At 31.6% G+C, this 22158-nt stretch carries 22 protein-coding genes; 2 read left to right on the plus strand and 20 right to left on the minus strand.

Translation table 11 applies throughout. From position 1 onward, the window contains the following. Nucleotides 1–5: 5 nt before the first annotated feature. The 15 genes from atpA to HNP99_RS03805 all read right to left on the minus strand — a co-directional run bounded on the left by atpA (nt 6) and on the right by HNP99_RS03805 (nt 13499). Nucleotides 6–1583, minus strand: a complete 1578-nt coding sequence (gene atpA, locus HNP99_RS03735; RefSeq protein WP_173851432.1) for a F0F1 ATP synthase subunit alpha — start codon at nt 1581–1583, stop codon at nt 6–8. A gap of 38 nt (nt 1584–1621) precedes the next feature. Further along, entirely contained in the window at nt 1622–2155 is a 534-nt protein-coding gene (gene atpH / locus HNP99_RS03740) for an ATP synthase F1 subunit delta (protein ID WP_173851434.1), read from the minus strand. A 4-nt stretch (nt 2156–2159) separates the two neighbouring features. Beyond that, entirely contained in the window at nt 2160–2651 is a 492-nt protein-coding gene (locus HNP99_RS03745; RefSeq protein ID WP_173851436.1) for a F0F1 ATP synthase subunit B, read from the minus strand. Nucleotides 2652–2734: 83 nt separating this feature from the next. After that, nucleotides 2735–2935, minus strand: coding sequence for an ATP synthase F0 subunit C (atpE, locus tag HNP99_RS03750; RefSeq protein WP_031453874.1), 201 nt, complete (start codon nt 2933–2935; stop codon nt 2735–2737). Nucleotides 2936–2975: 40 nt separating this feature from the next. Beyond that, nucleotides 2976–4118, minus strand: coding sequence for a F0F1 ATP synthase subunit A (gene atpB / locus HNP99_RS03755; RefSeq protein WP_173851438.1), 1143 nt, complete (start codon nt 4116–4118; stop codon nt 2976–2978). Nucleotides 4119–4636: 518 nt separating this feature from the next. Next, nucleotides 4637–4816 carry an AtpZ/AtpI family protein gene (locus HNP99_RS03760; RefSeq protein WP_370566985.1) on the minus strand — a complete coding sequence of 60 codons (180 nt, stop codon included), beginning with the start codon at nt 4814–4816 and terminating at the stop codon, nt 4637–4639. A gap of 13 nt (nt 4817–4829) precedes the next feature. Beyond that, nucleotides 4830–5237 (minus strand): bactofilin family protein, encoded by a 408-nt coding sequence (locus tag HNP99_RS03765; protein ID WP_173851443.1) that lies wholly within the window; start codon nt 5235–5237, stop codon nt 4830–4832. 3 nt (nt 5238–5240) lie between these two features. Beyond that, nucleotides 5241–7865: a type IX secretion system periplasmic lipoprotein PorW/SprE gene (gene porW / locus HNP99_RS03770; RefSeq protein WP_371810429.1), complete on the minus strand. Its 2625-nt coding sequence runs from the start codon at nt 7863–7865 to the stop codon at nt 5241–5243. Nucleotides 7866–8176: 311 nt separating this feature from the next. Then, nucleotides 8177–8872 (minus strand): ABC transporter ATP-binding protein, encoded by a 696-nt coding sequence (locus HNP99_RS03775; RefSeq protein ID WP_173838191.1) that lies wholly within the window; start codon nt 8870–8872, stop codon nt 8177–8179. Nucleotides 8873–8916: 44 nt separating this feature from the next. After that, nucleotides 8917–10380, minus strand: coding sequence for a DUF5687 family protein (locus HNP99_RS03780; RefSeq protein WP_173851444.1), 1464 nt, complete (start codon nt 10378–10380; stop codon nt 8917–8919). Nucleotides 10381–10429: 49 nt separating this feature from the next. Then, entirely contained in the window at nt 10430–11137 is a 708-nt protein-coding gene (locus HNP99_RS03785; RefSeq protein ID WP_173851446.1) for a hypothetical protein, read from the minus strand. A 2-nt stretch (nt 11138–11139) separates the two neighbouring features. Further along, nucleotides 11140–11811, minus strand: coding sequence for a hypothetical protein (locus tag HNP99_RS03790; RefSeq protein WP_173851044.1), 672 nt, complete (start codon nt 11809–11811; stop codon nt 11140–11142). Between the two features lie 10 nt (nt 11812–11821). After that, complete coding sequence (locus tag HNP99_RS03795) at nt 11822–12490, minus strand: hypothetical protein (protein ID WP_173851448.1); 669 nt, start codon at nt 12488–12490, stop codon at nt 11822–11824. Between the two features lie 3 nt (nt 12491–12493). Further along, complete coding sequence (locus tag HNP99_RS03800; protein ID WP_173851450.1) at nt 12494–13147, minus strand: hypothetical protein; 654 nt, start codon at nt 13145–13147, stop codon at nt 12494–12496. 10 nt (nt 13148–13157) lie between these two features. Then, nucleotides 13158–13499 carry a PadR family transcriptional regulator gene (locus HNP99_RS03805; protein WP_173838208.1) on the minus strand — a complete coding sequence of 114 codons (342 nt, stop codon included), beginning with the start codon at nt 13497–13499 and terminating at the stop codon, nt 13158–13160. 128 nt (nt 13500–13627) lie between these two features. On the opposite strand from HNP99_RS03805, the gene HNP99_RS03810 reads away from it, so the two are divergent. Then, a complete protein-coding gene (locus tag HNP99_RS03810; protein ID WP_173851452.1) occupies nt 13628–14680 on the plus strand; it encodes a ferredoxin--NADP reductase in 1053 nt (350 codons plus the stop codon). 178 nt (nt 14681–14858) lie between these two features. Here the strand turns inward: HNP99_RS03810 and HNP99_RS03815 are convergent, their stop codons facing one another. From HNP99_RS03815 to HNP99_RS03830, 4 genes are all read right to left on the minus strand, one after another. Continuing rightward, nucleotides 14859–15623: a GLPGLI family protein gene (locus tag HNP99_RS03815; protein WP_173851454.1), complete on the minus strand. Its 765-nt coding sequence runs from the start codon at nt 15621–15623 to the stop codon at nt 14859–14861. Between the two features lie 87 nt (nt 15624–15710). Then, the gene (locus tag HNP99_RS03820) at nt 15711–18470 is read right to left on the minus strand and encodes an outer membrane beta-barrel protein (protein WP_173851456.1); all 2760 of its coding nucleotides are present in this window, start codon (nt 18468–18470) and stop codon (nt 15711–15713) included. Between the two features lie 191 nt (nt 18471–18661). Beyond that, nucleotides 18662–19669 (minus strand): glycosyltransferase family 9 protein, encoded by a 1008-nt coding sequence (locus HNP99_RS03825; RefSeq protein ID WP_173851458.1) that lies wholly within the window; start codon nt 19667–19669, stop codon nt 18662–18664. A gap of 70 nt (nt 19670–19739) precedes the next feature. After that, nucleotides 19740–20345, minus strand: a complete 606-nt coding sequence (locus HNP99_RS03830) for a DUF4254 domain-containing protein (protein ID WP_173851461.1) — start codon at nt 20343–20345, stop codon at nt 19740–19742. Between the two features lie 134 nt (nt 20346–20479). Between HNP99_RS03830 and upp the strand changes: the two genes are divergently transcribed. Continuing rightward, nucleotides 20480–21133 carry a uracil phosphoribosyltransferase gene (upp, locus tag HNP99_RS03835; protein WP_173851463.1) on the plus strand — a complete coding sequence of 218 codons (654 nt, stop codon included), beginning with the start codon at nt 20480–20482 and terminating at the stop codon, nt 21131–21133. Here the strand turns inward: upp and HNP99_RS03840 are convergent. Beyond that, complete coding sequence (locus HNP99_RS03840; protein ID WP_173851464.1) at nt 21128–22057, minus strand: DUF6427 family protein; 930 nt, start codon at nt 22055–22057, stop codon at nt 21128–21130. The genes upp and HNP99_RS03840 overlap by 6 nt on opposite strands. Nucleotides 22058–22158 lie beyond the last annotated feature (101 nt).

Genomic DNA, 22158 nt, shown 5'->3' on the forward strand with positions numbered 1-22158 from the left:
CTTTTTTAGTTATATTTTGCTGAAACTTCTTTAGCTACAGTTTGAATTACTTCAGTAATTTCATCTGTTAACTTACCTGCTTTTAAAGCATCTAATGTTGGTCTATGTTTAGCGTTTAAGAATTCTAAGAAATCTTTCTCAAATTCTTTTACTTTATTCACAGGAACACTTTTCAATAAGTTTTTAGAACCAGCGTAGATAATTGCAACTTGGTCTTCAACAGTATAAGGATCATTTAAACCTTGTTTCAAGATCTCAACATTTCTTCTACCTTTTTCAATTACATTTAAAGTAACTGCATCTAAGTCAGAACCAAATTTAGCAAACGCTTCCAATTCACGGAATTGTGCTTGATCTAGTTTCAAAGTACCTGCTACTTTTTTCATTGATTTAATTTGAGCATTACCTCCAACACGTGATACCGAGATACCTACGTTAATTGCTGGACGAACCCCAGAGTTAAACAAATCTCCATCAAGGAAAATTTGACCATCTGTAATCGAAATTACATTTGTTGGGATATATGCAGAAACGTCACCAGCTTGAGTTTCGATAATAGGTAAAGCAGTCAATGAACCACCACCTTTAACGATACCTTTTAATGAATCTGGTAAATCGTTCATGTTTTTTGCAATTCCATCATCAGCAATTACTTTACAAGCACGCTCTAATAAACGACTGTGTAAGTAAAATACATCTCCAGGATATGCCTCACGTCCCGGTGGTCTTCTTAATAAAAGAGAAACCTCACGGTAAGCAACAGCTTGTTTAGATAAATCATCATAAACAATTAAAGCTGGACGACCTGAATCTCTAAAGTACTCTCCAATTGCAGCACCTGCGAAAGGAGCGTACACTTGCATTGGAGCTGGATCAGAAGCATTTGCAGCAACAATAACTGTATAAGCCATTGCACCTTTTTCTTCTAACATTTTAGCGATTCCTGCAACAGTTGATGCTTTTTGCCCAATTGCAACATATATACAAAATACAGGTTTTCCTGCATCGTAAAATTCTTTTTGATTTAAGATAGTATCGATACAAACAGTTGATTTACCTGTTTGACGGTCACCAATAACTAGCTCACGTTGTCCTCTACCAACTGGAATCATAGCATCAACTGCTTTTATTCCTGTTTGTAACGGCTCAGTAACTGGCTGACGGAAGATAACTCCAGGAGCTTTTCTTTCTAATGGCATCTCGTATAATTCTCCACCAATTGGTCCTTTTCCATCGATAGGAAAACCAAGTGTGTTTACTACACGCCCTACCATTTGTTCTCCTACTTTAAGAGAAGCGATACGTTGTGTTCTTTTAGCAATAGAGCCTTCTTTGATTCCTGTTGATGGTCCTAAAAGTACCACACCAACATTGTCTTCTTCAAGGTTCAATACAATAGCCTCAAGACCATTGTCAAATTCTACTAACTCTCCGTATTGCACATTCGAAAGCCCGTAAATACGAGCAATACCATCTCCAACTTGAAGTACCGTTCCTACTTCCTCTAGTGTAGCACCAGATTCAAAACCTTCTACTTGCTTTCTTAATATTGCTGAAATTTCAGCAGGTTTGATTTCCGCCATCTTAATTTATAATTTAGACACTTAATGTGTAATAAAAACTAGTTACTTAATTCTCTTTTTAAAACTTGTAATCTGTTAGCAACAGAAGCATTGTACTGCTTGTCACCTATTGTTATAATAAATCCTCCAATAATTGCTGGATCTACGATATTTTCAATTGTAATCTTCTTATCCGATAAGGTTGCAATCTTAGCTAAAACTTTTGCCTCTAAAGCTGCATCCATAGGAATAGCCGTAGTAACCTTAGCTACTTCAACACCATTCAAAATATCAAATAAAACATTATACTCTAATGCAATTGCTTCTAGAATTTCAAATCTTTTGTTTTCAAACAACAAATGAAATAAACTTTTAGTTACACCATTAGTGCTTGCAAAAACTTCTAATAAAGCATTTTCTTTCTGATCAACTTTTAAAGTTGGATTTTGAATAAAAGTACTTAATTCTAAGTTTCCTTTAATAGTTGAAGCGATCGTTTTCATGTCGTTACTAACAGCTTCAGCCACACCTTTTGATTGTGCTATCTCTAAAATTGCTTTTGCATAACGAATTGCTGCTCTAGTTCCTGACATAATTTTAGTTTAATTTTACGTCACCTAACATGTTCTCAACTAATTTAGTTTGAGCTTCTTTGTTAGATAATTCGTTTTTCAATAATTTTTCAGCGATATCCAATGATAAAGTAGAAACTTGAGATTTTAATTCAGCCATAGCTGCATTTTTCTCAGCTGCAATAGCCGTTTTAGCTTGCTCGATCATTCTTTCTCCTTGAATTTGTGCTTCAGCTTTAGAATCAGCGATCATTTTCTCTCTCATTTCACGAGCTTCTTTTAACAAAGCGTCACGTTCTACTCTTGCTTCTTGCAAAATACGTTCGTTACTTGCTGTTAAATTCTGCATTTCTAGACGAGCTGATTCAGCAGATGCTAATGCATTGTTGATCGATTCTTCACGACTTTGTACAGCTCCTAAAATTGGTTTCCAAGCAAATTTTCTTAAAAGAATAAAGAAAACAACAAAGATAATTGTTGTCCAAAATATTAAACTCTCTGGTGAAGTTAATTGCATAAACTTATATATTTAAAAATTGTTTTTTTGTTTTTGTAAAAAACTTCCTGTAGCCAACCGCTACAGGAAATTTTAGATTGTAATTACTTTGCGATTAACGCAACAACAACTGCGAAAAGTGCAACACCTTCAATAAGTGCAGCAGCGATAATCATAGCAGTTTGGATTTTTCCAGCAGCTTCTGGTTGACGAGCGATAGCATCCATTGCAGATCCACCAATTTTTCCAATTCCAAGTCCTGCTCCGATTACTGCTAATCCAGCTCCAATTCCAGCTAATACCATAATAGTAAATTTATATAGTTAATAATTATTAAAACTCATTTTAGTGATGATCATGCTCTGCTACGGCTTGACCAATGAATAATGCTGATAACAACGTAAACACGTATGCTTGTAAAGCTGCTACTAACATTTCTAATACACTCATGAATAAAACGAAGGCTCCAGAAACTGGAGAAATCCATGCCGTTTCAAAAATGAAGATTAAAGAAACCAAACTCAAAATGATAATGTGACCTGCAGTTATGTTAGCAAATAAACGAATCATTAATGCAAATGGTTTTGTAAGCATTCCGATAACCTCAACAGGAATCATAATTGGTGCTAACCAAAATGGAACCCCTGGTGTATTGAATATATGTCCCCAGTAATCTTTGTTTCCACTTAATGTTGTAATGATGAAAGTGATCAACGCCATTACAAATGTGAAATATATATTTCCAGTTAAGTTCGAGCTAAAAGGGAAAAACGGAATCAATCCAATAAGGTTATTAATCCAAATAAAGAAAAAGATTGTCAACAAGTACGGCATGTACTTTGCGTATTTCTTTTCTCCAATGTTTGGTCTAGCAATGTCATCTCTAACAAATGTTACAAGCGGCTCTAAGAAACCTGCAATTCCTTTAGGCGCTAATTTATTTTTCTTGTAAGAACGTGCAACCGCAAGAAACAACAAGAACATAATAATAGCCGACATGAACATTGAGAAAACATTCTTAGTAATTGAAAAATCTAATGGTCTTGCATCAAATGCAAAAGCTCCTAGGTCTCTATCCTCTTTAGATAATTTCTCGTATTTATCAGCGTAAAAAACAACTTCGTTATAACGAACTAGTTTTTGACCATTTACGTCAATTACATGCGCTCCCTCATTATCATGATGAAATGCCTCTGAAGAGAAAACCTCTAAACCATTGTTTGTCCATAAAATTACAGGCAAGTAAAACGAAATAGGATGACCATCCCAATCAGCAATATGAAATTCGTGAGAATCTCTAATGTGCTCATTGATTAAATCTGTAGCATTGAATTCTTTCTTTTCGTGAGTTGCCTCGACATGATGCTCAGCAACTGCTTCATTAGCAACATGAACGGTATCAATCAAAGGATTTGCGTTACTGATGTAAGGAACACAAGCCATAAAAGCAACTAACAAGAACTGAAGTGGTTTATTTGAAATAATCATTATTAAATTGTTGTCTAATTTTAGGTTTTAAAATTTTTTGCAAATGTACATAATTTATTCAGAATTGAAAATATATCAATTAGTTTTTAAAAAATATGTCTGTAATGCCACTATAATTTTCAATAAATATACTATTTAATGCTTGTTTATTAAACGAATCGCAAAAAATGTCTCAAAAAACAAATATAAAAAATACGGAATAAAGAACATTCCAACGTCTCCAATCTTGCTAATTCTATCTGATTGCAGGAGCGGAATCAAGAAAACAACTGCTGCCAGCATTTTCAATAAACTAAATCCCATAAAAGCAAAACCAGTATAATCTGGAAATGATTTGTGTACAAATAACAGAAAAAGATAGGAAAGTAACGTTATGACAATGTGAAAAATATAAATGCTCCAAAGCGAATAAAAGAAACTTATATCGCCAAAAAGAGTAGAAACAACTAAGTATTGTGTTAAATACAGCAGTATTGAAAATGGAATTAAATATTTTGAAAAGTTTAAAAACGCTTGCATTAGTCTTCTTTGTTTAAGTTTTTAACCTGCCTAATTACATTATATAATGCTATAAAAACAGATAAAAGAGATAGTACTATGGTAAATACTGATGATTGAGTATATTTTTTATCGAGCCAAATCCCGAGATAAGTAAAGGCAAAGATAATCACTCCCATTTGAAAAGGAATGTTCATCATTACGATCCATTTATTATTTGTTTTTTTGTTTGGCTTCTTTTCCATCATTTATTAATAAATTACTAGAATTATCTTTCATTATGCATGTAGCACTAAAGTCGGCTCCAGGTTCAACTGATAATTTTCCTACAGTTACTTCTCCTTTAATACTCGCTTTAGTTTTTACATTCAGTAATTCATTTACTTGAATGGTTCCATTTAGTTTACCTTCAATATCAGCATTATTACAAATAACATCTCCCGTTATTGTTCCTGTAGGACCTAGAACTAATTTTCCTGTAGATTTAAAATTGCCTATAAGCTCGCCATCAAACCTAAAATCAGTTTGAGTATCTATGTCTCCTTTTATAACTGTTCCCTCTACAATTCTATTGGTTTTACCTAGCAGTTCTGTGTATGGTGTTGTTTTTTTATTAAACATAATTTATTGTTTTTGGAATTCTAAAAAGTCTTTGAGATTTTTATTGATTTGGATTACTTTGTAATTTTCGTTTGTGATTAAAACAGCTTCGGTAGTAATTTTATACTCTTTATCATCTCTTAAAAACTTAACAATTTTACTTGCTTCAGTTTCTGTAATAGCACCATGAATGGTAATGAAATTTTCTAATCCTGTATAGACATCAAAGGAATATTTTCGGCTATAACGGTCCTCCGCAATGATCCATTTTTTAATTTTCTCTTCTAATATTTTAGTAGCCTCCTCATCTCTAGTGCCTACTTTATATAGAATTTTCCAATTGTAGGAATCCTTTGTTGTAAAAGCAATTTTCTCTAGAACAGGAATTTGAGTGTTAATCATCTCTAGCGCACCTTTACCTTCATCAGTATTTGGGTAATTTGTAGCTACATATTGTAAGCTCGTTTTATACGCTGCCACTCCTTGCAGTTTACCTACAGTTTGTGCTTTTAGCAATTCAAATTTTGAAACAATTTCCTCTCCAGAATATTGCGTAATTAGTTTCTCTAAACTTTCAAGAACAGTCACATATTGTTCCTCTTCATATAGTTTATACAACTTATTGTAAACATTGTCAGGAGTTCCCTCAAATGTTAATTCGTCTTGGTTAACATTGTTTATAATTTGTGCGTAACGAGAATCAGGATATTCAGCCGTGATTTCTTTTTGCATGGCTAATGCCTTAGCTTTATTTGTAATTTGATAAATTTTGTACAAATTATACTTTGTTGGAAGTATTAATTTTTCCTCAGGATTATTTAGTAGTAGCTTTTCTAATTTAGTAGAAGCCAAGTCGTATTCCTTAAATTTCTCCTTATAAATCAGCCCTAATTGGTAATAAGCTGTATTGCGTTCCTTACCAATACTGTCAATAACTTTTTGTTCAGTAGGGATTTGCTTAAGATAAAAATCAGGTTTGTATTCTTCCTTTACCACTTCTTCAACAACTACGGCTTCCTCAGTTTTAGTAGTGTCTATAGCACTATCTTCAGGTACAGTACTCGTGTTTTTTGTATTTAATAACCTCCAGTTTCCATTAGCAGCTCGGTTTCCCCATGTTTTTTTGAAAATTACTTTACCATAAGCTACTGTTGTAGGATTGTAAAAATAAAAAACACTTGTTGACGTACTTGCAGTATTATCTGACGGTAACGCTGGTGGCCCAATGGTGTTAGGTCCAAAACCTGGCGTAGAAACAGCAGGATTAACCGCCGCTACGGCACTATTTCTATCAATATTTGCTTGTTTTTCCTTTTCTTTTTCTTCTAAAATTCTTTTAGCTTCATCAGCTTTTTTTAATTTATCAATATGATTTTGAAAATAAACAATTCTGTCTGCTGGATTTAAAGAAACTAAATTTAGAATACTGTCATTTTTAACGGCAATATCCTCATACATAATTACTTCATCTAGGTCTTTACGAATTTTACTAATTTTAACAAACTCGCGCGTTTTAGGGTTTAGCTTAACCAAAGTACTATCATAATACTTTGCTGCCATAGGATATTTAGTATTTTTAAAATACATATTTCCTAAGTTCCTGTAATCTGACGCCATTAAATAATCATCTGTAGTGGCTTTGTTTAAAGAGATGTTGTAATATTTTTTAGCTTGTTCTTGCTTGTTTTGTTTATCATAAAAGACACCTAATTGATAATTTAACACATCAAGATACGGACGATTCTCACGGTCAGCTAATAATTTTTTGTAATGTTTTAAAAATAAAATGGTATCGCCTTTTTTATAATCAAATAATTGTGTTTTGCGAACATGAGATTGAACAACATATTTCCTTTCGGATTTTCTGTTCATTTTTATCACTGCATTGTAGCTGTATCCTGCACTATCTGTTTTTCCTAATTCTTCATAAAGCTGTCCTAAAATAAAATGGTATCGCGCTTTATCTTCATTCTTAGTACTAAATTGTATGGCTAATTTTAATTTAGCCACTGCGCTATCTTTTTCTTCAAGGTTTAAAAAAGCTTCGGACATAAGTGCATTTGCATCAGAGAAAACTTGTTTTTTTAATTGCTTATCGCCAAGTAAACGCGTGATGTTATTAATTACCAAAGCATCATTCCCTAAGCGCATATTGGTTTTTTCTCTCCAAATTTTTGCTTCGTAAATTTTACTACTGTTGCTGTATTTGTATAAAATGAAATTAAAAGCATCTAGCGCCGGAATAAAACGTTGATCAAAGTAACGTGCTTTTCCTAAAAGTAAATACGCTTCATCTATTTGTGTATTTCTCTCTTTACCGTCAATATTCATTGAATGCTTTTGAATCGCCTTTGTTGCTTTTGCTTCAGCAATTTCAAGATTTGGATTCTTAGCCTTTTCAATACCAGATACTTCCTCAGTAACTTGCATTTTTTCGATAGGCAAACGCATCCAAAAATTATCTTTTGTATTTGCTTTAATATCTTGAATTGCCTTATCTAGGCCAATTTGTCCGTTGTATAAAATATTATACTCGGTGCTTAAGGCGTGAGAATTTCTGGCTAGAAATGTATTCCTTTTAGTAGAACAAGCTACCAAAAAAAACAAAATTCCAAATGTGATTATAACTTTGCGTATGGGCGTTTTCAATGGTAAACGTTTTTATCATTAAACTTTTTAAAAAGCTTTTTAGTATAGTAACTGGTAAAAATACGTTTCTTTTTGAGAAAGTGAAAATTATATGTAGTTATTTGACTACTGCCGCATGAGGGATGTAATGGAAATCCTTTTTTATTTTATTTTTCTAAAATAAAAAAGATTGGGAATGAAAGCCCGACCACGCATTTTTTTGCGTGGTCATGCCCAATCTTTTTTATTTTATTTTTCTAAAATAAAAAAGATTGGGAATGAAAGCCCGACCACGCATTTTTTTGCGTGGTCATGCCCAAATAAATTATATTTTAAACTGCAAAAAAGGACTCTAATTCTTGTAATGTTTCTGGAGATGTTTGTATGTCTTTGACCACTTCGCCCTTGTTTAACGCTACAATTCTAGAACAAACCTCAACGGTGTGTTGTAAATCGTGACTAGAAACTAAGATGGTAACCTCCGGATTATCCGCTAGTTCTTTGATTATTTTCTTTAATCTACTTACTGTTGTAGGATCTAGATTTGCAAAAGGCTCGTCTAGAATCACTACCTCAGGATTCCCAATTAAAGTGGCAATGATTCCCACTTTCTTTTGGTTTCCCTTAGACAAATCACGTAAGTACTTTTTGTTTTTAAGAATCTCACCGTTAAAAAACTCTTCGTATTTAGCTAATAAAGCATCTATATCGGCTTTGTTTTGCCCACGTAAATCGCCTATGAAATAAAAATATTCCTCAGGAGTTAAATAGCCTATCAAGAAACTCTCATCGATAAAAGCTGCAGTGAAGGATTTCCAAGCTTCACTAGTATTTACTTGAATGCCTTTATTAGTAATTTGTCCTGTTGTAGGTTGAATTAAATCTAATAATAAACTAAAGAAGGTTGTTTTTCCTGCTCCGTTATTCCCTACTAATCCTAGACTTTGCCCTTTTGGGATTTCGAGATTTTCTATATTTAAAACGGTGGTGCTATTGTATTTTTTTGAAAGGTTTTGTGCGTGTATCATGGTTAGAAATTAATCGGTTGTTGATAAGTTTATTTAAGTCGGTTTTAGCTAGTTTGTTTGTACGCCGCAATAGTTGCGTATTTCTCTTTCTTGTAAATTTTTTCGATTAAGACAAATACTTTGCTTTTTAATAATAAGCCTAATACGCCTAAGACTGCAATGATGATAAGCCCTGTGTTTGCAGAAGCATATTTCATTGCTAACCAATAAATAAAAACAGGCAGTCCTAATTGCGGAATGGATATAATCATGGTCTTAACGTTAAACGCTTTTTTATCTCCAAAAGCTCCTTTTGATGAACTTAAATCTATAGGGGCTTTGTTGAACGCACCACCTAATAACACTAATTGCGAGTTGATACCAATATTATAAATGGCTCCTACAACTATAATTAAATAGGTTTCCCAACCAAAATACAAGTAGAAAGACGCCAAAATTGTGCTGACAATTGTAGCAATAACCATAAGCGACCACTTTGATTTTAAGTAATCTTTATAGGATACATTTTGTGTCATTAGTAATTGATAATACGAGCTGTCCCAACCAGGTACATATTGCCCGAATGCAATTAAAAACCCTCCTGAAACAAAGACGCCTGCAAAGATTTTCATGGCAGAACCATACATCTCTGTATTCGTGAAAAATAACAATCCGTAGAATAAAAATAAAACACTTAATCCTACAGTTGTTTTTGAGCGCTTGTTTCTCTTTATTAATTTAATGTCGTTTTTAAGAAATGTTCCTGTATTCCCAAATTGATTTAACCATGTAAGTTGCTCTGTTCTTGCTACAGCGGTTTTAGATGAAAGTCCTGCATCTAAATAAAGGTTACTCATCAAGAATTCAAACGAAATATAGTAAATCGCTACAAGTGCAACTACAGGAATTGCAAATGCCCAACTTGTATTAAAAAAAGCATTGAATACTGGTGCTAAATAATCAGTGATATTGAAATAATTATAATACTGTAGTCCAGCAAATATTGCTACTACTGCTATAAACACACCCAGTAAGTTGTCCTTATTACTCAGCAAAATATTGATAAAGTTGCTGATGTATATTAATGAAAAGATAGCCATAAACCACATCAATACAGAGATCACGTCATAACCTTCTATTAATAAAACAATTGTGAAAGGTATGAATAGAAAAAAATGAATAACATTGAAAAACGAAATCATGGTTTTACCCAATGAAAAATGAACTATGGTAGGTTTATTAATTTTTAATAGTAATAAGGGTTTGATATTAAGCACTGGGATTTTTTGCATTAATAGCTTAATTATTAAATCAAAAGCAAAATAAAAAATCAGGAATTTATTGATGGTAAGAAGCGGGTCTAAATTTGACTTTTTCATAATGTAGAAAGAACCTACTCCTAGGGCTAAGAAAATCAGGATAAAATAAAGCGCTACGAAGCCCATTAATATCTTGAGCCCAAGACTAGTTGCAAAGGATGCTGATCTTGAAAAAGCTTTCCACTCTAAGTAAATAAACTTGTTAATCATTGGTTTGGTTTTTTGGTTTATAAAATTAGTACGTAAAAAGTGTAAAACGTTACACAGAAAGTAATTTATATTCTGGATAAGTAGCTATTAAGTATGCTTCTGTTTTTGATGGGATGATTTTGAAAATGATAAATACAAAAAATGAAGATAATACCACAATAATACTCAGTCCCCAAATATAAAAGTCGTTTGCAAAAATATTTTGAACATTAGTATACACTTGTGTAATCAAATTAAATGGCACAAAAACGATTACAGAAAAATTGCCATATTGATTTATGATTTCTTCAAATAGCCATTTCTTACTACTTTGCTTGCTGTTTTGTTGTTGTTGTCGTCTGGATTGAATCATTTTATAGATTGAAAAACCAAATAATGCTACAAAAATGCCAAACAGAACAATTTCTTTATGGTTGGTGATTTTAAATAAAGTGAATACAGCAAGGGTTAAGAGTACCGTCAGCAATAACTTTGGAAAACTAAAAAAATCTTTAAAATGCTGCCATACTAATCCATTGTATTTTTTGTGCAACGCTGCTTTTCTTTTCTCTATTATTTCCATAAAACCAAAAACACCAAATTTCTTGAATTCGGTTTGCAAGTTCTCATCAAAAGTACGTGATGGTAGCTCTTGCATTTTTGCTTCGATAGCATTTGCAAGATGATCTACCAGTTCGGTTTGTAAATCGTAGTACTCCACATAATGCTGCTGAGTGAAATTGTAAAGTTGGTCAATTTGTGATTGGGTTAGTTGCATATTTATACTTTAGATACTTTTTTTTCAAATCTCAAATGTTGGAAACCCACGTTTAAATAAAACCCTGAGATAAACAACCACGTAATTGGTAACAAAGCGCTCATAAAATGAAAATCGCTAAAATTGCTATATCCTTTAAGATTAAAAATTCCTGTTGCCAGCATAATTAAAGTGATCACTTGTATAAATCCATTTTGATTGAATAAAAAGCTATAGGTAGATTTATGTTTAGATTGACGCAATTTGAATTTTAAATAGATAATTAATAGAATTCCAATTACACTAACTCCTTGAAGCATGCTGTTTAATACAAAAAGCACCTCTTGCTGTGGATTAAACTTGAAAATAAAAGTAACTGCAACTGCAGTAATAATCCCCATAGCTAAAGACATCAGAAAAATATGCTTCACCATTTTTAATGCTTTTTTAATAATAATCTTTGGAATAAATGCATATCCTCTTATCCAATAAGATCTACTACCATGTAATTGTCCTTGCCAGTTTGAGAATGCCGTTTTTAAGGCGTCTTCAAACAGTACTTCTTTATGATCCATTGCAAGTTCAATCTCTGAAGCAATATGATCTACTAATTCTAGTTTAATATCATCGTAAACGAGACCGTTTAAAACTAGCGTTTCGTTGATGGTATCGATTTGTTGGTTGGTTAGTTTCATTATAGAAGAATTAATTTAATTGGTATTGTTTTTTGATATTGGACAAGGACTTTTCATAGATTTTTTTACCTGTAATTAGAGCTAAAACTCCTAAGAACAACACTGCACAATATAGTAGCCTTAAAATGCTATATTGTTCAATCCATTCCTTACACAGATTTCCTACATTTAGACCCAAATTTAAAAAACCAAATCCTATTACCATGGGATTACTAATTTCAATTTGTAGAAAACGCTTACCGTTGATTTTCCTGTTTTTAAAGTAGGAGTAAACAGAAGGGATATATGCTATCAAGAGAAAAACATAAAACACAGCAATAAATTTCACTGGCTTTTCAAAATAAAATGAAGATTTATAAATAACGATAAGCGTTAGTGCACTTGCAAATATCTTTGGAAACTTTAAATAATCAGCAATCATTTTCCACTGCACTCTTCTATATTCTTTTCTTAAAATATGTGTGCGTTCTTCTTCAATAGCTTTAAAACCATTCTTTCCGAACTTCTCCTCTGCATAATATTTTACCTGATGAAAAGTAAGTTCTGGGTCTTCCGCCCAAAATTCCTCCATACTATTAATCATGTGGTCAGTGAGTTCTACTTGTAACTCATACCATTTGATATCTTTAGAAATGATATAATTCTCTACGTATTCTATTTGCTGGTTAGTTAGTTTCATGGTCTATTGAATTGCTAATTTTCTTTGAAATTGTACGTGCTTAACTCCTACGTAAATGGTGGATAAAAAATACACAAAAAAACAACTTGCTGTTCCTACATATAAATTTTGATCTATTAAATTATGAGGAACTGTAGATTTTATAATAATTGTTAAAAAAATAATCAGAAGCGTAAAACGAGTGTCAAACAGATGTTTGTAAGTAGAAGTGGCTTTAGATTTTAAATTCCATAATTTGATCAAAAGTGCAATAACTCCAGTAGTACAATAGGTATAAAATAAAATGTTATTGATTGATTTTAAAAAATATAATCTTGAATGTGTGTCTGCTATAAATTGAAAACCAGTAATTAATAGCACACATGATGTTACCACGAATACTATTTCCTTTTTAAACTGATTTTTCATTTTGCTTTGAACTATTTTAGGATAAGTTGATAGCAATGAAAAAAAATCTTTTTTTATTTTGAACTCCCCACTCCAATTGTCAAAAACTTGATTGTAAACCATTGGAAAGTCATTATTAGAAAGTTCCATTTCGCTTTCAATTTCTGTAGCAATATGATCTAAAACTTCTAACTTTATATCGTCGTAATTCACTCCTTTTTCGATTAAGGTTTGATTGATACATTCTATTTGTTCGCTAGTTAATCGCATGTTCTATAAATTAAAATTCTAAACTCGGCTTTGGGTTCACTAAACTCTGCATGTTTTTAATAAAATCCTCTAACTCAGCTAGTCGGTTTACTGTTTCCTTGGTTCCTGCTTCGGTGAGTTTATAGTACTTGCGCATTCGATTATCAACCTTAGCGATTTCAACGTCTAGAATTCCCTCTGCTTCTAGTTTGTGTAAAGCGGGATATAAGGCTCCTTCGGTAATATTGAGTTCTCCAGCAGTAATTGCTTTTACTTTTTGGGTGATTTCATAACCGTACATCTTGCCATTTTCTTCCAGCAGCTTCATGATAATGGTATTCAAACTTCCCTTATATAATTGTGAATTTTTCATTTCGATCAAATTTTGAATAACAAATATACATAAGTTTCTTATACATAACAATCCTATGTATATAAAATTTCAATATTTTGATTTAAAGAAACCTAATCTCTTTAGTATATTTGTAAAAAAATTATCTCATGTCATCATTTTTAAAACTAACTATAAAAGAAGTAAAACGCGAAACTGCCACTTCAGTTTCTATACTTTTTAATGTTCCTCAGGAATTAAAACCTAATTATAGCTTTATAGCTGGGCAATATGTAAATATCAAACTAACATTAGACGGTCAAGAAATTAGACGCGCCTACTCTATTTGTTCGGCTCCAGATAGTGGCGAATTGCGAATTGCGGTAAAAGCGGTAAAAAACGGTGCTTTCTCTCAATTTGCAAACACGAAGTTAAAAGCTGGAGATGTCCTTGAAGTAGGAAAACCAGAGGGAAATTTCATCTTTGAACCTCAAGCAGATCGCCAAAAAAATTATGCCGCTTTTGTTTCTGGAAGCGGAATCACACCCGTTCTTTCTATTATAAAGTCGGTTCTAATAAGTGAACCAAAAAGTAGTTTTGTATTGGTTTACGGAAATAAATCTATTGAAGAAACTATTTTTCACCAACAGTTACATGACTTGCATTTGCAGTATGTAGGACGCTTCTTTGTATATTATGTATACAGTCAAGCTAAAGTGGACGAATCACTTTTTGGACGTATAGAAAAATCAACTGTAAACTTTGTTTTGAATAACAAACACAAAGAATTATCATTTGACAAATTCTATTTATGTGGTCCAGAGGCTATGATCGAAACGGTTTCTGCTGTATTAAAAGAAAATAATGTAAAAGAATCGGCTATTAAGTTTGAACTTTTTACTTCTTCTACACAAGAAAATACTATATCAGAATCACTTGAAGGACATTCGAAAATTACTGTTATGGTTGATGATGAAGAAACTTCATTTGAAATGTCTCAAAAACAAACGATTCTTGATGCGGCTTTAAAACAAGGTATTGATGCGCCTTATTCTTGCCAAGGCGGAATATGCAGTAGCTGTATTGCTCGTGTTACTGAAGGAACTGCTGAAATGACTAAAAACTCGATTTTAACCGATAAAGAAATTGCTAGTGGATTAATTTTGACTTGTCAAGCACACCCTACTTCTGCTTCGTTAAAAGTAGATTATGATGATGTTTAAAATAAATTAAACGCAATTATACGTTTATATAAAAACCATTAAAAAATTAAAATAATGTAGGTCAAACCCGCATCAATCTTAATTTTTTAATGGTTTATTTTTTTAGATATTCGATATTTTAAACGCTATAACATCGTAAAATGCAATATGGATATATAGCTCCTTGAATAACTACTTTTTATAGAAATGAATTCCAAAAAAACAAATCGCTCTGCCTTTTATTTTCCTCTTTGTCATCACCATAAGAGTACCAATCTTTAGTTTTTTCTTTTATCAGTGATTTTAAGCTCACTAAATCATAAGTTTTCTTTGCAGCGATAGGCTTTATCTCTGAGGCATTATTAAAACTTGCATCTACTTTCGTAGCTATGAATGATGTATATAATCTTGGAATAGTAACACCTAAAATCATACCTGGTAATCCATTTATTGAACAAGGACCGCCAGAAATAGTAATGTCATCAGTATAAAAAGCAAATACATAGACATCTCCCATTATTTTACCTACAGCTTTTCGGCAATTATAACCCGCGATTTGTCTATTTTCATTTGTGATTTTCCATTCGATATCTGAAATGCTATCTGCTATAACAAAGTTGGTTCCTGCAATTTGTTTTTGCATGCTCATCTTTCCAGCTTCAAAATCAAAATACCACACACTTTCTTCATCCGCATCTTTTTTATATTTAGGAATCTTTGTTTTAGGACTCCATCTATCAAATTTATAGATACTTTTATTATTTTCGAATGAATAAGTAAAATAAGAAATTTTAAGATCTGATAAGTTTTCTTTCATCATCTCATCCCAATTGTCATTACTCATTGTTTTTTTTAAATTAGTACTAACCTCATATTCAATTACAGCTTTATCTACAAACTGTTGAGACCAAGCTGTAGCGGTCATAAACATTAGAATGGTTAAAAAGTAAAATATTGATTTCATCTGTTTTATTTATTAGTTGCCAGTATTGTTTGACTTGTTTGGGTTATATGACTTTGAAACTATCTATATCCTTAATTTGATTTAAAATTATTTATTTTTAAAATTCCATAAAAAACCAATCATAGCGTATCTTTTCAACCTATCATTTTCTTCCTGAATAATGGTATTTCCGTATACTGATCTGCTGATACCTATATTTTGATTTAATATATCTCTTACCATAATATATGCTGTGAACTCATCGTTTTTAAAAGTGCGCTCTAATCTTGCATTCCACAAATGGTTAGTCAAATTATCTTTGAAGTCTGTTGTTTTTTGTCTAGCTAAAAAATTATACTCTGAAGATAACTTCCATTTTGGACTTAAATAAACTCCCGTTGTCAATTCAAAATCATTAATATTATATGATTTCACTTCGTCATTTTGCGAAGTCACATTTCTTGTGTTCGAAAAGCTATTTCTTAAACTAAAATCGTATTTCTTTTCTTTTGATTTGTTTAAATAGATTGACAAACCTGAATTTAAAGTTTTAGTATCGCTGATTACATCATTAATACTAATCACCGATTTATTGTAGTTGAAATTCGGACTCAGATTTACACTCATATCAAACTTCTTTATTTTAAAACCGTATCCGAAATAAAAATTTCCTGAAAAATTTCCATTTGTATTGATAGGTTTGGTAATCGTCTTGGCGTTTTCTGGATCAATAACTTGACTGTACGAAATTAAATTAGAAGTAGTCTTTAGATTAATATTTTGATAAAAATAACTCTCAGTCAGCATATTGTAGGTGTTCTGAAAGATATTTATACTATTTGAAAAAGATTGTTTTAAATCTGGATTACCTACAATTTGATTGAAAAAATCTTGATTATTTCTCAAAGGTTGTAATTGATCAATAGTAGGTTGTTTTGTAGCTCCTTGATAATTAATTCGAAAGTTGCTATTACTCTTGTATTTATAAGAAAAACTAGCTGAAGGAAAGAAATTAGTATAACTCCTTTTATACTGGTTGTCTAAAGTTTCATCTAATAAATCAAACGAAGTTATTCCAAAACCACTACCAACACTATAATTTATTTTCTTGGAATTATAACTTAATTTTATTGCAGGTTTGTTTGTTATAATCTTTTGGCTAAATTGGTTTGATAAGGCACTTACAACCACATTATACTTATCATCTACATCAGAATAATCATAGGTATTATAATCATTATCACCTGTATTAAGACTTACTTGATATGCTAATTGTAGTGCTAATGATTTAGATATAGGTTCAGAGTAAGTCATGTTTAAACTAAGATTTTGAGTTGATTTTTCACCTATTTTATTTTGATCAACATCTTCTCGTGATGAAAAAACACCATCTGAATAACTATCATTAAAAGATTTTAAAAAGTTATTAGTGTTCGTGTTCAATGTACTCCAACTACTACTTAAGGTAAAAGTACGACGTGGTTTAGCAAACTTATGTTTGTACAAAATACTTGCAAACAAGGATGTTTTATCAGAATCGGTTGTAAATGTTTTTTCTTGTTTATTTTTTAATACATCTTCTGCTCCCGTAATGGTAGCATTAGTATATTCGTCACTTTCTGTTTGATAAAAATTAGTCTTAGCTGTAATTTTTAATGAATTAATCGAATCTAACTTCACATCATAAATTGCATTAAGCTTAAAATTACTTCTATTTACATTACTAGTTTGTGAACTGATTTCGTTTAATTGAGTATCTCCTACTTGCGTTTGAGAAATTTTACTTTTATTATTGGTGTAAATTTGTTGATTGTATTTAGGAGATAAGTTTAAAGTTTGTTTATCATTCCATTTATTACTGTATTGCAACCCTGCATTAGTATTTTTTATAAACCCATTTTGAGTATTCACTGTTGGTTCGTCATCTGTATCATCAGTCCATTCATAATTCACATTTCCATCATCATCCATGCTCATACTAATGTTGTCATTGCCTCCAAAATTATTACCATCATCCCAACTAAGGCCATCTTGACCAGTATTACCATTTAATAAATATCCAGATAATTTTCTTTTACCCTTAAAACTACTGACCATTATATTACCATTGTAGCGAGAATCAGCATCGGTAAATGGCTGGTTAGCGAGATCAACTTTTCCAAAATAACCTTTTTTACTATCTTCTTTTAATTTTAGATTAATAGTTTTTTTGGTATCTCCATCATCAATACCGGTAAACTCCGCTTGGTCACTTTTTTTATCAAATACTTGAACTTCTCTTACTGCATCCGCCCTTAAGTTTTTTACTGCCATCCCTGGATCATCCCCAAAAAATTCTTCACCATCAACAAGAACTCTTTGTACCGTTTCTCCCATAGCCTTTATGGTACCATTTTTATCAACTTGTATTCCTGGTAATTTTTTTAGCAATTCTTCTACGTTTGCGTTTGCATCAACTTTAAAATCACTTGCCCTATAACTAGTAGTATCCCCTTTAATCCTAATTGATCCTGTTTTTATAATCACCTCTCGTAAAAGTTCTATTTTACTTAACAATGAAATATCTTTGATGTTTTTTTCATCCCCATTAATGAGAATGGTATCTAAATAATCTGCATATTGATTGTGAGAAGTCATCAAGATAAAACTTCCATCTTTCAAATTTTTGAAATTAAAATTCCCTTGTTTATCAGATCGAGTAAATTTATAAAGGATAGAATCTACAGGAGTTAGTAGTGCTACAACAGAGTTGTATACAGGTTTATTTTCACTAGCATCAGTTAAAACCCCAGATATAGCGCCTTTTTGAGAAAAAGCAGTAAAAGAAAAAAAGAATAAAAAGGTAATTAAGATTGTAATTCTTTGCATAGAATTTTCTATTTTAAATGTTATAGCATACATAAAATAACATAGAAAATTAGTCAGAAATACATTTTACTTTATTTCATATCTCTTTATTATTATAGGTAATACACCAAAAATAAAAATAGATTTTTTAACAATATTAAGTTTACACCAAGTGTTAAAAATTTATTAAATTTACATACTTAAAAATAAACTTATTTACAATCTTTTAAAACTTTTAAAATAGCTTCAGGAGTAATCGTTCGCATTACCTCATCATAGCCTTCAACGACTTTATTACCATAGACAGAAGTAGGCAGTAAAGGATACTTTTCTCTATCAGGAACTAAGCTATTTTCTAGCGGCTGATTAAATGGAACAAAACCGGCATAAGGATGCGTTGCACCCCAGAGCGAAACTACTTTCACTCCTAGCATAGCGGCAATATGCGCATTGCCAGAGTCCATAGAGAGCATCACATCAAGGTTACTAATCAACTCTAATTCTTCGGTGAATTTTATTTTTCCAGCCATATTCACCACATTTTTATGCTGTTGCAAAAGGGAATCTAATATTTCTGACTCTTTCTTTCCACCACCAAAAAGTAGTATTTTATAACTGCTATCTTCTGCTAATTCATTGATTACTTTTTGGATTAAATCCAAAGGATAAACCTTAGAACCGTACTGTGCAAATGGTGCAATCCCTATAAGAACCGCACTCTTACCTCCTATTACATTTAATATATTCTCAGTAAGTACGGCTTTTTCAGGAAAGGTAGGATGTGATAAATCAACCGGAAAACCCAAACTTTCAAAAACAAGTTGATGCCTATTAAACATACTGGTTAAAGGTTTGAAAATTTTATTTTCACCTCTGGTAAGTGCTTTTTTTTCGGCTCTGCCTTTATCTACTGCAGCAATTTTTTTTCCGCTTAAAGCGAAAAAAATACGCACTCCTTTAGATCGCAAGACATTATGTAAGTCGGCAAAAGCATCCACATTAAGCGCTTTCAATTCTTTAAATAATCGAAACAAACCTAAAACTCCTTTGTGCTTGTCTTTTTCATCGAAAGCAAAAAAGGAAACCGAAGGAATCGTATCAAAAAAAGGTTTGAAAAACGGTCGAGAAACTACTGTAATTTTAATATGAGGATACTGTTTTACAAAGGCGCGTAAAACAGGAACCGTCATGGCGACATCTCCCATAGCGGATAGTCTCATGACGGCTATATGTTTAATTTTATCTGACAATATTATTGTACTTTAAATATAAAATCGGAATTGATTTTTACTACTTCTTTCCTTGGTACAAAACAGGGTTTAATTCGTCATCATTGTACATTTTCATTTGTTTGTACACTTTCATGAATTTATCACCGTTTTCAATATCTGACAATAAATCATCAATTGCACTAGACAAATCTGTTCTTTGTTCTAATAAGATATTCAATTTAGCTTGACATTTATCTCTATGATCTTGTGAAGCTTCCGCACGAGTAGCTTCTTCATTCATGTGATAGATTTTTAACGCTAAAATTGACAGTCTATCAAATGCCCATGCAGGACTCTCTGAGTTGATTTTTGCTCCAATTTTCACCACAACATTACTGTATTTTTGTAAAAAATAACCATCAATATATTCCACCATATCCGTACGCTCTTGATTTGAAGCATCAATCCTACGCTTCAAGGTCAAGGCTGCAACGGGATCAATATTTGGATCACGAATAATATCTTCAAAGTGCCATTGAACCGTATCAATCCAGTTTTTTAAGTATAATAAATGTTCAAATTTATCTTTAGGAAAAGGATTATTTATAGGTTGATCAACATTATCAAATTGATGATAATCCTTGATACTTTCTTCAAAAACGGAATACGCTAATTTTGAAAACATAATTTTTATATTTTTATAGTTACAAAGATACTTTTTATACTTTTATAAAAAAATTACAAAACGTAAATCTATTTTGGTTTTAGGGCAATTATTGAACATATTGACATCAAACCAAAGTTATTAATAAAAACATCATGCAAATTCATAATTTATCAGAAAAAAATAGTGTTCTTAATCATTTTCTATCGCAAATTAGAGATGTCAATACACATAAAGACAGCATGCGTTTTAGACGAAACATTGAGCGCATAGGCGAAATAATGGCCTATGAATTAAGTAAGGAATTACAATATAAACCCATTGAAGTACAAACACCACTTGGGATAAAACATACTACGGAAATAAAAGACCAACTAATTCTTTGTTCTATTTTAAGAGCGGGTTTACAATTGCATTTAGGCTTCTTAAATTATTTTGATAATGCTGAAAACGGCTTCGTTTCTGCCTACAGACATCACCCTAATAATGACGACACATTTGATATATTAGTAGAGTATCAAGCTATTGCTGATCTAAACAACAAAGACTTACTGCTAATTGATCCTATGTTAGCCACTGGACAATCTATTGTAGCAGTATATAATAAATTAATGGAAAGAGGAACTCCTAAGAATATTCATATTGCAGTAGTAATTGCCGCACCTGAGGGAATAGAATTTCTAGAAAAGAACTTACCTGACAACTGTCATTTATGGGTTGCATCAATTGATGACAAATTAAACGAGCACTCTTATATTGTACCAGGACTAGGTGATGCTGGTGATTTAGCTTACGGGTCTAAATTATAATTGTGAAAAGAAAGTAAAAAAACTACACATAATAAGCACTACTAGCACCATTTCTTGCTTTAGCTTCACTTGAGGTAATTCGATGTGGCTTGTGGCTAACATCGCTAGTGGTGCAATGGTAAATACCAGTAAATCATTACTTTTATTTGCTGAAATAACATAAACTATTATCCCAATAAATAAGGAAGCAATAATTTTTTTATAGGTCGCGTGCAATACTAAAGGGCGATTCGACAAACTAGCAAAATTCGACACAACAAAGAATAACACCACGGTAGCATAAATTGACAAAGCTGCGTTTTGATAAACAGAGGTAAAATAGCTAATATCAAAGCTTATTTGAGTATTTTTATTTAAATACCCTACATAGTCAATATTAAAAATTAAGCTGACAAGTAGAAATAAAATCCCTGCTGAAAAGAATGCTATAAACGGTAAAATCCAATTTCTATAATCTCTTGAAACATGAAAAATAATAGAGATAAAAACCAGTACTATATAAAGTATACTCCAAAAATGAAACATTGAAGCCACAAATATCCATAATGAGGCATCAAATATCTTTTCTTTTGAGGCGTTTAGAGACTGCAACGAAATCAATCTTCTAAGTGCCAATAGGATAAAAAAGTTCGAAAATATTAAATTAGGATTATCTAAAAGCGACGGAAAGAAAATTAAAAAGAGGAAGTAAAAAAAAACGACGTAACCACTCTCTTTGCTGATTCCGTTCTTGTTAGAGATAAAATTCGTTATAAAAACAGAACCTAGCAAAACGACTAAAATTCCAATTTTTTCAGATACAGCCAACAAGGATTTAGTCCATGCCAAATCTTGAATTTGATAGATAAAAAAGAAACTCAGTATTAAAAATACTACTAAAGAGAAATTTAATGGTGTAGATTTTTTAAAAATGCTTGTAATCATAAGGATATTTTATACTTTTGTGACTGTAAATATAATACTTGTTTAAAAAGGAAACGCTCAAGTTCATAAAGATTCTGATAAAGAGTTTTTAGTTTTTGAGA

Source organism: Flavobacterium gelidicaeli, from assembly GCF_013294005.1.
Classification (GTDB): Bacteria; Bacteroidota; Bacteroidia; order Flavobacteriales; family Flavobacteriaceae; genus Flavobacterium.